This window comes from Pseudodesulfovibrio halophilus DSM 5663 (genome assembly GCF_059568665.1).
This window is the reverse complement of record NZ_JCANTV010000012.1, coordinates 88,156-101,913: the sequence shown is the minus strand read 5'-3', so window position 1 is coordinate 101,913 and position 13,758 is coordinate 88,156. Positions and strand designations below refer to the sequence as shown.

The window sequence follows — 13,758 nt, the reverse complement described above, 5'->3', positions numbered from 1 at the left end:
GAGTGCGTTGAACGTCCATGGATGGTATCCAAAAGACGCGACTCGTGTATAGGAATTGTTTCGGCCCCGCAAGTCTGCCCGCTCCGACAGGACGGTGCAACCGGGCCGGGAGCCGGGGACGAAATACTTGCTCACCACCGGCGCATGCAGTATGAGCGGCTCGTCGGGTGCCCTTGCCCCGCACAGCAAACCGGAGTTTCATCCCATGAAGAAATACGGAAAATCCTTCAAGGAACAGGCGCAGTCCCTGTTGCCGAGCGACGGCAACTACGACATGTGTCTGACCTGCGGCCTGTGCTCGTCCGGATGTCCCGCCTCGGGGCTGGCGGACATGGACCCGCGCAAGTTTCTGCGCATGGCCGCCCTGAACATGGAGCAGCAGCTCGAAACCACCCCGTGGGTCTGGATGTGCACCATGTGTCAGCGTTGCACGCACGTCTGCCCCATGAACATCGACATTCCCCGGCTCGTGTACCACGCCAGAACACGCTGGCCGCGCGAAAAGCGTCCCAAGGGCATCATCGGCTCCTGCGACGTGGCGCTGCGAACCGACACCGGCTCCGCCATGGGCGCGCGCCCCGAGGATTTCGAGTTCGTTGTGGAGGACATGCTCGAAGAGGTGAAGGAGACCCAGCCCGCGCAGGCCGACCTGAGCGTTTCCATGAATCGCAAGGGCGCGAAGTTTTTCCTGAACCAGAATTCTCGCGAGCCCATGACCGAGCCGGACGAGATGGTGCCGCTCTGGAAGATCCTCAACGTGGTGGGCGCGGACTGGACGTACAGCTCCGTGGGCTGGGCCGCCGAGAACTACTGCATGTTCGCCGCCGACGAGGAGGCCTGGGAAAACATCGTCCGCACCAAGGTTCGGGCGGTGGAGGAGCTGGGCAGCGAGGTCTGGCTCAACACCGAGTGAGGCCACGAATTCTACGCAGTCCGGGCCGGACTGAAAAAATTCGGGATCACCCCCTCGTTCAGGCTGGAGAGCATCATCCCGCACTACGCGCGCTGGATTCGCGAAGGGCGGCTGCCCGTGAACAGCGACTGGAACACCACCGGCGTGAAGTTCACGGTGCAGGACCCCTGTCAGCTGGTGCGCAAGTCGCTGGGCGACGATGTGGCCGACGACCTGCGCTTCGTGGTCAGGAAGGTCGTGGGCGAGGACAATTTCATCGACATGCACCCCAACCGCTCCAACAACTACTGCTGCGGCGGGGGCGGCGGGGCGCTTCAGGGCGGATTCCCCGAGGAACGCCGTACCTACGGGCTGCGCAAGTTCGAGCAGATCGAGGCCACCGGGGCCGCGTACTGCATCACCCCCTGTCACAACTGCCACTCGCAGATTCACGACATCACCGACCACTTCGGCGGGGGCTGGCACACGGTCCACCTCTGGACCCTCATCTGCCTCTCGCTGGGCATCCTCGGCGAAAACGAGCGGGCCTACCTCGGCGAGGACCTTGCCGAACTCGGGCTTTGATTCGTTCATACCCAAAATATGTGTGCACAAAAAAGGCGGCAGGGTCACCCTGCCGCCTTTCTTTGTGCATGTCCCCGGACCGGGGACGAAAAACTATCCTCAGGAAAAGCCGCCGGACCCGCATCCGCCGCCTGGGCCGCCCGCTCCGTACTTGTCGCCGAGGGCCTTCTTGAAGTCGGGAATCTCGACGCTCACATCGCCGCGCGTGTTCACCTGCGAAATGAGTTTTGCGGCGTTTTTCCCGCCGCACGACGGGCACTCCGGGGTCTCGTCGGGATCGAAAACCAGCTCCTCGAACTGTTTCCGGCAATCGGGGCATTCATATTCATAGATGGGCATGGCTTGCTCCTTGTGGATTGTATTGGCGCGCTCCATAAGATTGGTTCGCGAGGGCGGATTGTCAAGAGCGGGTGTGTTGCACTTTAAGAAGGGTTTTTGTGCAAAAAAGAGTGCAATATATTGCGCAGCGGCTTTCTCTGTGCTTGGCTGTAGGGTGGTGTGATTAGTGTAATCGTCTGAATTTGAAGGAAATGTTAACTTTGGCACGTCGGGTGCTTTGATGAGAGTGCGAAAGGCGAAAAGGCCCTCCGGGGCATCACACTCTCACTATAAGGCAAAGGAGAATTTCATGACCAGGAAGACACTCATCTTTTCCATCGTTGCGATCGCAATGCTGTCCATGGCCGCCATGGCGTATGCCGGTCCGGGTTACGGACGCGGCGGATGCGGCGGTCCGGGCGGCGCAGGCTACGGACACGGCAACGGCTTCTACAGCCAGCTGACTCCGGAAAAGCAGGCCGCGGTTGACGGTATCTTCGAAAAGTACCGCGCCAAGCAGATCGAGCTTCGCGACAAGTCTCGCGCTGCGCACATCAAGCTCGAAGCGTTCGCCAACTCCGGCAACCCGGATGAAAAGCGCATCGACGCGCTCGTGGCCGAGCTGACCGACATCCGCGAGCAGATGCGGGACAACCGTGCGGCCATGGCCGAGGAGATCGAAGCCGAGACCGGGCTGCGTTTCGACGGGCGCGGTCGCCGCGGCGGTGGCTACAACTGCGCCTACCTTGACGGAGACGTTCGCGGCGGCGGTCACGGATCGCACGGCTACGAACGCGGTCATGGAATGAACCGCTGGTAGATTTCGGTAACAGGACACTAGACAGTCAACCGAAAACGGTAGTGATTCGGGGCAGTGGTTTGGGCGCCGCTGCCCCGTATCTCGATTCCCCCGGTTCCATGGCGGCTCTTGCCGTGGTATCGGGTGAAGTGCCCCGGAAGGGTGCGGAGCCTCGTTTCGCAGCGTCCGGCGGCTGGGCGGCCTTGAAAAAGGCCGGTTTCGGGCATAAGGTCGCGCGCAGCGCACGCGGCGGCGGGCGTCGAGACCGCTAACCAAGGATTCCGATGGAAGTACGTTCGATAGGATCCGAACACGGCCCGGTGGTGGCACTCGTACTGGCGCTGATCGTGCTCGGACTCGGCAGCGTTTTTCTTACGTGGCGCAGCATCGACCGCCAGAAGGAGCTGGTGCGCGAGCACATGATCCTCTCAGGCGGCTCAATCCTGCGCGGCGTGGAAGCCAATCTCATGCGCATCATGCGCGGTATGCGGGGCAATCCCGAAGTCACCTCGCTTTTCCCCACAGTGGCGGCAGACCTTTTTTCCGAACTTTCCTCTGCCGAAGACATCGCCTTCGTGGGCGTCTACAATCCCGACGGCAAACCGCTTATCGCCTCAGCCGACAGCGACGGGCTCCGGCTGAAGCTCCCCGACGACGGGGCCGTGATCAACTCCGGCAGTGCCTGGCATGTGCTGAGTGAGCTCAAGGGCAGCGACGTGCTGGTTTCCGGTCTGCTCATGCAGCCGGGGCTTGCCTTCATCGCCGGCGGCAAGCGGCCCGCGCTGGACTGTGAAGAGGGCGAAGACTGCGAGCAGCCGGGTGAGGGCGGCATGCGCCGGGGCATGATGCACGGCGGCGGAGGCATGATGCACGGTCGCCGGGGCATGATGCACGAGAATGGCGAGCGCGGACAGGGCAAGCGCCTGAATCCGCCCGCGGCCTATCTTGTTGTGGGGATCAACGCCGCCAAGCACATGGCGCAGTTTCGCCAGTATCGACGCGCCGCCATCCTGCAGACCGGGTATGTTTTTCTCGCGGCCGTGGTTCTGTGGTCGCTGGCCTTCGCGTATCTGAGAAGGCGCGACCAGAGCCGCAGGCTGGACCGCATGGAGCAGTTCCAGAACAGGCTGCTGGACAACATGCCCGACGGTCTGGTCACGCTTGACTCCGACGGCACCATCCTCGCAGCGAACGGGTCCGCAAAGATGCTGCTCGGACCGCAGGATGACGAGCCGCCCAATCTTCTGGGGCGCAACTGGAATGAGTTCCCTTGCAGCGAGATCGGGGACGGCTACGACTGGCGTCAGTACGATCTTGAGGGAAGACGCCTTGAAATCCTCTCCATCCCGTTCACCGAGGACGAAGACGACGCTCAGGAGTTCGGCCGCCGTCTGGTGCTGATCCGCGACCGCACCCGCATCAAGAGTCTTGAGGAGGACCTCGACGAAGCGCGCCGGCTGGCCGCGGTGGGACAGCTTGCCGCAGGCGTGGCCCACGAGGTTCGCAACCCGTTAAGTTCGCTGCGCGGCTTTGCCCAGCTCTTTGCGGAGAAGCTCAAGGGGCAGGCCCCCATGGATGCCTACGCCGCCACCATGGTGCAGGAGGCCGACCGCCTGAACCGGGTGGTGACGGACCTGCTGTATCTGGCGCGCCCCCGGGCACTGGCCCCCGAACCCGTGGATATCGCCGAGGCCGCAGAGGCCCTGAGCAGGCTGATGCACTTCGACCTCGAACACCGGCAGGTTGCGCCGCAGACCGACTTTCAGGCGCCGCACGCCATGGCGGACGCAGACGCGCTGCGCCAGATTCTGCTGAACCTCGTGACCAACGCGCTGGACGCCATCGGCGACCGCGAGAACGGGCAGGTGGTGCTCCGCACCCGTCACGGCAAGGGCGGGGTCTGGGTCATCGTGGAGGACAACGGCGCGGGCATGGACGAGGAGACCCGCAAGCAGGCGCTTGAGCCGTTCTTTACCACCGGCAAGCGGTCCGGAACCGGACTCGGGCTTGCCATCGTGCAAAACATCATGCGCGCCCACAAGGGCCGCGTCGAAATAGAATCCGAACCGGGACACGGCACCGCCGTAAAGCTGTTCTTTCCCGACATCGAGGACGACGTATGAGCGAAGAAAGAAAGACCGCACTCATAGTTGATGACGAACCCGGCCACCGGCTGATGGTCCGGGCCGTTCTGGAGGACGCCGGATGGAACGTGGCCGAGGCCGACAGCGGCGAATCCGCTCTTGAGGAACTGGCCGCGCTGGCGACCGACGGCTGCAATCCCGCGGATTGCCCCCCGGACGTTGCGCTCGTGGACATGAAGATGCCCGGCATGGACGGGTTGGAGCTGCTGCGCGAGCTCAACATGCGCCGCCCCAGTCTTCCGGTGGTGCTGCTGACCGCGTTCGGCAGCGTGGGGTCCGCCGTGGAGGCCATGAAAAAGGGCGCATTCGACTATCTCACCAAGCCGGCGGACAACGAAGAGCTCAAGGCCGTTCTCGACAAGGCCCACGAATATCATCGGCTGCTGCGGGAGAATACACGCCTTCGCAAGGGTTCCGGCAGCGGGGTGGACTTCATCGGTGCGAGCCCCGGCGTCCAGCGGGTGCGGGAGCTCATCGCGCAGGCGGGGCCCAGCGAGGCCACCGTCATGGTGCTCGGCGAGTCCGGCACCGGCAAGGAGCTGGTGGCAGAGGCCCTGCATCAGGCCAGCCTTCGCGCGGACAAGCCGCTCATCAAAGTCAACTGCGCCGCACTGCCTGACGACCTGCTCGAATCCGAGCTGTTCGGTTACGTCAAGGGCGCGTTCACCGGCGCGGTGAAGGACAAGCCCGGACGCTTCCAGCTTGCCGACGGTGGCACCCTGTTTCTGGACGAAATCGGCGAGATGCCGCCGGCCCTTCAGGCCAAGCTCCTGCGCGCATTGCAGGAAAAAACCGTGGAACCGCTTGGTGGAGTAAGCACAGTCGAGACCGACGTGCGGATCATCGTGGCCACCAACCGCAACCTGCTGGCCGAAGTGGAGGCGGGCCGCTTCCGCGAGGATCTCTATTACCGGCTGGCCGTGCTCGAAATCCGCATCCCGCCGCTTCGCGATCGCAAGGACGATCTGCCGCTGCTGGTCAGCTTCCTGCTCGGCAAGCTCGGCGAGAAGAACCGCAAGAACGTGCGCACCGTCACCCCGGCCTTTCTGGAGGCGCTAACCCGCTACGACTGGCCCGGCAACGTGCGCGAGCTGGAGAACGTCCTCGAACGTTCGCTCATACTGGCACGCTCCGACGCCCTCGGCCCCGATCTGCTGCCCCCCATGATCACGGGGGCGGGCACTCCCGAGCAGGAGCACGAGCCCGCCTCGCACTCTCCGGCATCGCTGGAGGACGCGGAGAAGATGGCAATCGTTCGCGCGCTTGAAGAGAATCAGGGACACCGGGAGCGCACCGCCGAGGCCCTCGGTGTCAGCCGCCGCACGCTTCAGTACAAGCTCAAGAAATACGGCCTGACGCGTCGGGCTTGAGATTAGGGCTTTCGGTTCGGCCTCATTTGATTTAGGTTGACCCTGAACACCCTTCTCCGGAGCGCCCATGACTGAAGAGCAGCTTAATACTGAGCAGATTGACGTTTCGCCGGAAATTCGGGAACGGGCGAAGACCTATATGACCCGCCGGTTTCGGCACATTCATCAGCCCGACGCGCTGATGAAGAAGCTCGCCCGTCTCGGGCTCGACCATGTGGCCAAGGACATGGCCGCCCGACCCGAGATGTACGAAAGCAAGCCCGCTCCCGAAGCGCCCGTCGAACTCGAGACGGAAAAAGTGGACCCCCTCGACTTTCTGCGCAAGGAGCAGCAGCTGCCGTCTCTGCCGCAGGTCTTCATGGAGCTTCAGCAGGCCATCAACGCGCCCAACACCAGCGCGGACGATCTTGCCTCCATTATCAGCCAGGACCCCGGACTCACCGCTTTCCTGCTGCGCATGGTCAACTCGGCCTTCTACAGTCTGCCCATGCAGATCGACACCATCTCCCGCGCCGTGACCGTCATCGGCGTGAAACAGCTCTCCACCATGGCCGTGGGAACCTCGGTCATGAATCTCTTCAAGGACATTCCCCCCGAGGTGGTGGACATGGAGCGGTTCTGGATGCACTCCATCACCTGCGGCCTTGTGGCGAGGCGGCTGTGCATCATGACCGGCAAAGGCCAGCCCGAACGGGCCTTCGTGGCGGGGTTGCTGCACGACATCGGTCAGCTGCTTTTCTTCAAGACCATGCCCGAAAAGGCGGGAGTGCTGCTGGCAGAGGCCAGAAGCCGCGGCGAACTGCTCTCCAAGACCGAAAAGGACGTGCTCGGATTCGACCACGCCACTCTCGGCGGAATGTTGCTTCGCAAATGGAACTTTCCCTATGTCCTCGTGGCGGGCGTGCTCGAACACCATAATCCCAAGAAGTCCCAGAAAGAGGCCGAACCGGCCCTCGTGCACTGCGCCGAGACCATCACCACCGGATTGGGCATCGGCTCCAGCGGCGAATACTACGTCCAGCCGCCAAACCCCGAAGTGTGGGCCGCGCTGGGCCTGACCCCGGAAGAGCTGGAAGACATGATCCACAGCCTCGAGGACGAGCTCGCGGACTCCTTCAGCATCCTGATCCCCGAGCCGCGTTGACATCCCCCGGCAAAGGGCTTACTTCGGCACCAGATTTCAATCGGAGGCACTACATATGCGCGATAAAGTTGAAGCCGTGCTCGAACAGGTACGCCCCATGCTCAAGGCCGACGGCGGCGACGTGGAACTGGTGGAGATCACCGATCAGGGCATCGTCAAGGTCCGCCTGCAGGGAGCCTGCAAAGGCTGCCCCATGTCTCAGGTGACCCTGAAGAACGCCATCGAGCGCACCATTCTCAAGGCCATCCCCGAAGTGAAGGGCGTGGAGCCCGCGGACTAGCCTCCGCACCCACACGGAACCAACGAACAGGCGTCCCCGGTCAATCCGGAGGCGCCGTGTTGCTACTGACAAAGAAGAGGACCGACATGACCATCGTATCCCGGTTTGCCCCGAGTCCCACGGGTTTTCTGCACATCGGCGGCGCACGCACCGCCCTGTTCTCCTGGCTGCTGGCACGCCACGCGGGCGGCAAATTCCTGCTGCGCGTAGAAGATACCGACCGCGAACGCAGTACCCAGGAAGCCATCGACGCCATCCTCGACGCCATGAAATGGCTCGGACTGGAACACGACGGAGAGATTACCTACCAGAGCCAACGCGCCGACAGACACAATGAAGTGATCGACCAGCTCATCGAGGCAGGGCACGCCTACTACTGTGACTGTACCAAGGAGCAGGTGGACGCCATGCGTGAAAAGGCCCGCGCCGAGGGCCGCAAGCCCAAATACGACGGCTCCTGTCGCGAGAAGGGACTCGAAGCCGGTCCGGACCGCGTCGTGCGCCTCAAGGCCCCCCTCGACGGCGTCACCGCCTACGATGATCTGGTCAAAGGTCCCATCGCCGTGAACAACGAGGAAATGGACGACATGATCCTGCGCCGCTCCGACGGCTCCCCGACCTACAACCTCGCAGTGGTGGTGGACGACCACGACATGGGCGTGAACCATGTCCTGCGCGGCGACGATCACGTCAACAACACCCCGCGCCAGATTCTCATCTACAAGGCCATGGGCTGGGAAGTTCCCACCTTCGGCCACGTGCCCATGATCCTCGGCCCGGACAAGAAGAAGCTCTCCAAACGCCACGGCGCGCTGTCCGTCATGGAATACGAGAAGATGGGCTACCTGCCCGAAGCCGCCTGCAACTACCTCGCGCGCCTCGGCTGGTCCCACGGCGATCAGGAAATCTTCTCCCGTCAGGAGATGGTCGACCTCTTCGATACCGCCAACCTCGGCAATTCCCCGTCCGTTTTCGACCTCAAGAAGTTCGAATGGGTCAACGCCCACTGGATCAAGGAAGCCGACCCCGAACGCCTGACCGACATGGTCATGGACTTCATCGGACGCGAACTTGGCGAGGAAGCCGCAGCATCCGCACCGCGCGATAAGGTGCTGGCCCTCGTCCCGCACCTGCAGCCCCGCGCCAAGGCCATCCCCGAAATGGTCGAACAGGCACGCCCCTTCATCGTAAGCGCCGCCTCGCTGCCCTACGACGAAAAAGCCGTCACCAAGTTTCTCACCGAAGAAGCCAAGCCTCTGCTGCAGGACGTTCTCGATCGAATCGAAGCAGAAGAAGCCTTCACCCACGACTCCCTCGAAGCCGCCTGCAAAGCCGTCCTCGAAGAACGCGAACTCAAATTCAAAGTGCTCGCTCAACCCCTGCGGGTGGCTGTCACCGGCACCACCAAAAGCCCGAGCATCTACGACACCATGCTCGTGCTCGGACGGGAAGAAACCATCGCCCGTATTCGCCGCGCACTCGAAATGTAGCGCTCACCAGAGATGATGATAAAATGTCCGCCGACCATATGGTCGGCGGACTTTTTTTGTGCCTCCGGCGGCTTAAGAACCCTTTTGCAAAAGGGTTCTTAAGAATCTCCCAAAAACATTTGGCTTGCCAAGCCGCACTGGAGCTTTCGGAAAGTCGAGGTTCGTAGGCGGCTTGGCGGGGCTGACGGTGGTAACAGCCTAGAGAATTTCAAGCTGTCTATTCAAAAATTATAGCCATGGGTCCCCGTCAGCGGAGTTGCAGCTGGAACGCGAGTTGTGCTGTCGCATGAACCCGGCAGCTGCAACCCCGCTGACAATCCAGGGATTCCAAAGGGGGGCCGCCCCTTTGGCGGGGTGCTGGGGCAGCGCCCCTGCCCGTCGGAGACAAAAATTGCCCCAACCCCAAGAGGTTTCGTGATTACGCGTTCTTGTCGCTCCACGGCACGATGACTCGTGTGGCGATTCGGAAGAGCCAGTCGGTGGCGAGTCCGAGCAGTCCGATGATGATGAGTCCTGCGAAGATTCGGTCGATGGCGAGGAAGCGTTGTGCTCTGAGGATCATGTATCCGAGGCCGGAGTTTGCGGCCACGAGTTCCGCTACGACGAGGTAGGTCCATGCCCAGCCGACGGTGATGCGCAGGTCGTCCATGAGTCCGGGCAGAGCGCCGGGGATGAGGACGAGGCGGTAGGTCTGGGATTTGCTTGCGCCGAGGGTGGCTGCGGCTCTGGACAGGTCTTTGGGGACGCCTGCCGTGGTGTCGGCGACCATGAGCACGAGTTGGAAGAAGGTGCCGAGAAAGATGACCATGAATTTCTGGAAGTCGCCTATGCCGAAGTAGAGCAGGGTCAGGGGGACCAGTGCGACGACGGGTAGGTAGCGGGCGAATTCCATGAGGGGCTGAAAGAGTGCGGCGAGGCGCCGGCTGGTGGCGATGCCCATGCCGAGCGGGACGGCCGTGGCGACGGCCATGGCCCAGCCCACCATGACGCGGTAGGTGGAATCCCATGCGTAGATGAGCAGGATGCCTTCGTTGTACATTTCGCCGAAGGCCTGAAAGACGCTGTGCGGTTTGGGAAGGAAGAGTTCCTTGACCGAACCGGTGTAGGCCACCGCGGCCCAGATGCCGAGAATGACCAGGAACGAGGCCATGGTCAGCCCCGTTCCCGGTTTGATTTTATTGGATATGCGTTTGGCGAGGGCCATTACTCGGTGGCTTCCTTGATGTATTTATCGGTGATGAGGGAGTCCGTGGCCAGTTCGCCGGAGATGATTCCCTTGTTCTGCCAGAACTTGCCGGCGCGTTCCGCCACTTCGTAGATGTCGTTTTCGGTGTCGCGGTCGAAGAATTCGAGGTTGCCCTCGGCGCCGAAGAAAGTCACGCCGGAGGCCATGTCGGCGATGGCTTCCGCGGATTCGCCAAGTCCTTCGCCCATGATGGCGTTCCCTTCGTCCGGGTTGGCGCGGTACCATTCTATGGCTTCGAACCATGCTCTGGTCATGCCTTCCGCGGCATGGGGGTTTTCTTCGGCGAAGTCGGAGCGCATGACGAAGACGTCGACGATGGTGCGCGGGAACTCCTTGGAGGAGGCGAGCACGTGGCCGCCTTCACGTTCGGATGCCTTGGAGAGCCACGGCTCCCAGGAAACGGCGGCGTCGAGGTTGCCTGCCACGAATGCGGCTCCGGCGTCGGAGGCCCCCATTTCGTGGATGGTCACGGACTCTTCGGACACCCCGGCTTTCTGCAGGGCGGTGAGGAAGAAGAAGTAGGAGGTGGAGCTCTTGTCGAGGCCGATGGATTTGCCGCGAAGGTCTTTAAGGGTATCGATGCCATCGGCGGCGATGATGCCGTCTCCGCCGGAGGATTCGTCCATGGCGAAGAGAACGGTCTCCGGGGTGCCCTTGGCGAAGTGGATGACCTCGCGGTCCAGCACGTTGCCCAGCGCGTCGATGTTGCCGGAGGCCATGGCGGCGGCGTACTGGGATTCGTCGTCGATGATCATGATGTCGACGTCGAGGCCGTATTTATCGAAAAAACCCTTCTCCTGCGCGATGTAGAGCGGGGCATAGCCCACCCAGGTGGCGAAGGCCACGCGGACCTTGGTCTTGGAGGCCATGGCCGGTCCGGCAACCAGCAGCAGGCAGGCCGTGAAAAGCAGCATTGTGCTCAGTCGTTTCATCGCTCACTCTCCTTTTTGGTGACGAAATCGTAAATGTATACCAAACTGACTTGGTCGTAATTACTCGCTCTTTTGCGAAATCGCAAGAGATTGGCCGCGGGCCGGGGGGCATATCATGTACTTGGAGTTCGCGGGCAAACGTGATAAAGCGGCGCGACGACTTATCCAAGGAGATCATAAAGCGCCATGAGAGCAAAAACATATCTTGAAGAGGCTCTGAAGGGAGCCGTGGAAGGCAAGGGCTGGGAATGGCCCGAGAAGGCCGTTATCGAGCCGCCCAAGGACAAGCAATTCGGCGACATGTCCGCGAACGTGGCCATGATGCTCGCCAAACAGGCCAAAAAGTCGCCCCGTGACATCGCGGCGGACCTCGCGGATGCGCTCGGCGGCGACGCGAACATCGAAAAGGTGGACATCGCGGGGCCCGGATTTCTGAATTTCACATTCTCCCCGGACTTCTGGCGCGAAACCGTGAAGGTCGTGCGCGAGGCGGGCGAATCTTACGGAAACGTCGAGACCGGCAAGGGCACGAAGGTTCAGGTGGAATACGTGTCCGCCAACCCCACCGGGCCGCTGCACATCGGTCATGGGCGCGGTGCGGCGCTGGGCGACAGCCTCGCGCGCATCCTCGAAAAGGCCGGGTATGACGTCGAGTGCGAATATTACATTAACGATGCAGGACGCCAGATGCTCATCCTCGGCGGTTCCATCCTGTACCGCGCCCGCCAGATAAAGGGCCTGAACCCCGCCGAGCCGGAAGATTTCTACAAGGGCGAATACATCACCGAGATCGCCGGACGCGTTCTGGAGAAGCACCCGGACCTCACCGAAATGGACGAGGCTGAGGCGGTGGAGATCTGCAAGATTTACGGCAAGGACGAAATCCTCGAAGGCATCCAGCGCGACCTGCAGGCTTTCGGCGTGCGGCACGACGTGTGGTTCTCCGAGAAAAGCCTCGTGGACGACGGCATGGTCGACGAGACCTTCGGCGACCTGCGCGAATCCGGGCTCGGATACGAAGAGGACGGGGCCTTCTGGTTTCGCTCCACGCAGTTCGGCGACGACAAGGACCGCGTGTTGCGCAAGTCCAACGGCGACACCACCTACTTCGCCTCGGACATCGCCTACCACGACAACAAGTTCAAGCGCGGCTTCGACATGGTCATCGACATATGGGGCGCGGACCATCACGGCTACGTACCGCGGATGCAGGCCGCCTGCGAGGCCATCGGCCGCACGGGGCAACTCAGCGTCATTCTGGTGAACCTCGTGAACCTGCTCAAGAACGGCGAGCCCGTGGCCATGAGCACCCGCGCGGGCCAGTTCGAGACGCTGGCCGACGTGGTCTCCGAGGTGGGTTCCGACGCCTCGCGGTTCATGTTCCTGTCCCGCAAGTCCGACTCCCGGCTGGACTTCGACCTCGAGCTGGTCAAGCAGAAGACCATGGACAACCCGGTCTACTACGTGCAGTACGCACACGCCCGCATCTGCTCCATGATGCGCAAGGCCGAGGGCGAAGGCGTTTCCGTGGCCGAGCCTTCCGCGCAGTCGCTGGCGCTGCTGGACACCGAGCAGGACATGGAACTGCTCAAGTGTCTGGACCAGTACCCCGACTATGTGGAGTCCGCCGCGAGGCAGCAGAGCCCGCATATAATCAGCATGTATCTGCAAGAACTTGCATCAACGCTTCACAGGTACTATACAAAAGTTCATGTCCTCTCGGCAGGTCCGGAAGTCGCCTCCGCACGACTCATGCTTCTTGACAGCGTGGCGCGCGTGTTGGCGAACGGTCTCTCCCTGCTCGGAGTGAATGCGCCCGAGCGAATGTAACCAACGAGGATAATCATGGCTGCAAACGGCAGAAAGGCAAGCAAACAGGCGCCGCGAATGCCCAAGGTGCCCAAGGAACCCAAGGTCTGGAACATACGGCTGACGGTCCCCGGGCTGGTATGCGGCATCGGGGTTTCCGGGCTTGCCCTGACCCTTTTCTTCATCCTCGGCCTGCTCGTGGGGCGGGGATACAGAGTCGAGGAGAAGGTCCCCCGTCTTGCGGCCATGATGCCCGAACAGCCCGTGGCCGTGAGCGAACACGGTTCCAAGGCAGAAAAGGATTCGGACCGCGAGGTGCTCAAGCCGGAAGACCTGAGCTACCCCGACACGCTTTCCAAGGCGCCCGCCAAGCCCGAACCGAAGAAGCCCGAAAAGACGGAGCCAGCCGAGAAGAAGCCCGAAAAGAAGGCCGCAGACAAGAAACAGGCCGCCAAGCCGGAAAAGAAGACTGCTCCGGCTGTCGGAGAGAATGTTTACGACTACGTGTATCAGGCCGCCTCGTTCCGTGATCGCGACATGGCCATGGAGTTGGCCGCCAAGATCAACAGGGCGGAGCTGACTTCACGGGTGGAAGCGTTCGAAACCAGCAGCGGCAACTGGTACCGGGTCATGGTCCTGCATCGCGGCACGCCGGAATCCACCGACTCCATGAAGGCGGTTCTGGAAAAGTTCGGTATCGACAAGCCCCTCATGAAGCAGAAGGAACCCGTCGCGGCCGACGGGTAGCT

12 protein-coding genes are annotated in these 13,758 nt (G+C 62.1%); 9 read left to right on the top strand and 3 right to left on the bottom strand.

The window, feature by feature from the left end:
- Positions 1-205: 205 nt before the first annotated feature.
- Complete coding sequence (locus BR24_RS11190; protein ID WP_496541565.1) at positions 206-1,477, top strand: (Fe-S)-binding protein; 1,272 nt, start codon at positions 206-208, stop codon at positions 1,475-1,477.
- A 99-nt stretch (positions 1,478-1,576) separates the two neighbouring features.
- Here BR24_RS11190 and BR24_RS11185 read toward each other — a convergent pair whose 3' ends face one another.
- Complete coding sequence (locus tag BR24_RS11185; protein WP_496541564.1) at positions 1,577-1,816, bottom strand: FmdB family zinc ribbon protein; 240 nt, start codon at positions 1,814-1,816, stop codon at positions 1,577-1,579.
- Between the two features lie 289 nt (positions 1,817-2,105).
- Between BR24_RS11185 and BR24_RS11180 the strand changes: the two genes are divergently transcribed.
- The 6 genes from BR24_RS11180 (at position 2,106) to gltX (ending at position 9,022) form a co-directional block, all read left to right on the top strand.
- A complete protein-coding gene (locus BR24_RS11180) occupies positions 2,106-2,615 on the top strand; it encodes a Spy/CpxP family protein refolding chaperone (protein WP_496541563.1) in 510 nt (169 codons plus the stop codon).
- Positions 2,616-2,878: 263 nt separating this feature from the next.
- Entirely contained in the window at positions 2,879-4,717 is a 1,839-nt protein-coding gene (locus tag BR24_RS11175) for a two-component system sensor histidine kinase NtrB (RefSeq protein WP_496541562.1), read from the top strand.
- A complete protein-coding gene (locus BR24_RS11170) occupies positions 4,714-6,108 on the top strand; it encodes a sigma-54-dependent transcriptional regulator (RefSeq protein WP_496541561.1) in 1,395 nt (464 codons plus the stop codon). Before BR24_RS11175 ends, BR24_RS11170 begins: the two co-directional genes overlap by 4 nt.
- Before the next feature lie 67 nt (positions 6,109-6,175).
- On the top strand, positions 6,176-7,252 hold the full coding sequence (locus BR24_RS11165; protein WP_496541560.1) for an HDOD domain-containing protein: 1,077 nt from the start codon (positions 6,176-6,178) through the stop codon (positions 7,250-7,252).
- A gap of 55 nt (positions 7,253-7,307) precedes the next feature.
- Positions 7,308-7,532, top strand: a complete 225-nt coding sequence (locus tag BR24_RS11160; RefSeq protein WP_496541559.1) for a NifU family protein — start codon at positions 7,308-7,310, stop codon at positions 7,530-7,532.
- An 86-nt stretch (positions 7,533-7,618) separates the two neighbouring features.
- Positions 7,619-9,022, top strand: a complete 1,404-nt coding sequence (gltX, locus tag BR24_RS11155) for a glutamate--tRNA ligase (RefSeq protein WP_496541730.1) — start codon at positions 7,619-7,621, stop codon at positions 9,020-9,022.
- Between the two features lie 418 nt (positions 9,023-9,440).
- Here the strand turns inward: gltX and BR24_RS11150 are convergent, their stop codons facing one another.
- Positions 9,441-10,226, bottom strand: coding sequence for an ABC transporter permease (locus tag BR24_RS11150; RefSeq protein ID WP_496541558.1), 786 nt, complete (start codon positions 10,224-10,226; stop codon positions 9,441-9,443).
- Positions 10,226-11,200 carry an ABC transporter substrate-binding protein gene (locus BR24_RS11145; RefSeq protein ID WP_496541557.1) on the bottom strand — a complete coding sequence of 325 codons (975 nt, stop codon included), beginning with the start codon at positions 11,198-11,200 and terminating at the stop codon, positions 10,226-10,228. The genes BR24_RS11150 and BR24_RS11145 overlap by 1 nt, the downstream gene beginning before the upstream one ends.
- Positions 11,201-11,386: 186 nt before the next feature.
- Here BR24_RS11145 and argS point away from each other — a divergent pair, with 186 nt between their 5' ends.
- Together argS and BR24_RS11135 are read left to right on the top strand one after the other, a co-directional pair.
- Entirely contained in the window at positions 11,387-13,030 is a 1,644-nt protein-coding gene (argS, locus tag BR24_RS11140) for an arginine--tRNA ligase (protein ID WP_496541556.1), read from the top strand.
- 15 nt (positions 13,031-13,045) lie between these two features.
- Positions 13,046-13,756, top strand: a complete 711-nt coding sequence (locus tag BR24_RS11135; protein ID WP_496541555.1) for an SPOR domain-containing protein — start codon at positions 13,046-13,048, stop codon at positions 13,754-13,756.
- Positions 13,757-13,758 lie beyond the last annotated feature (2 nt).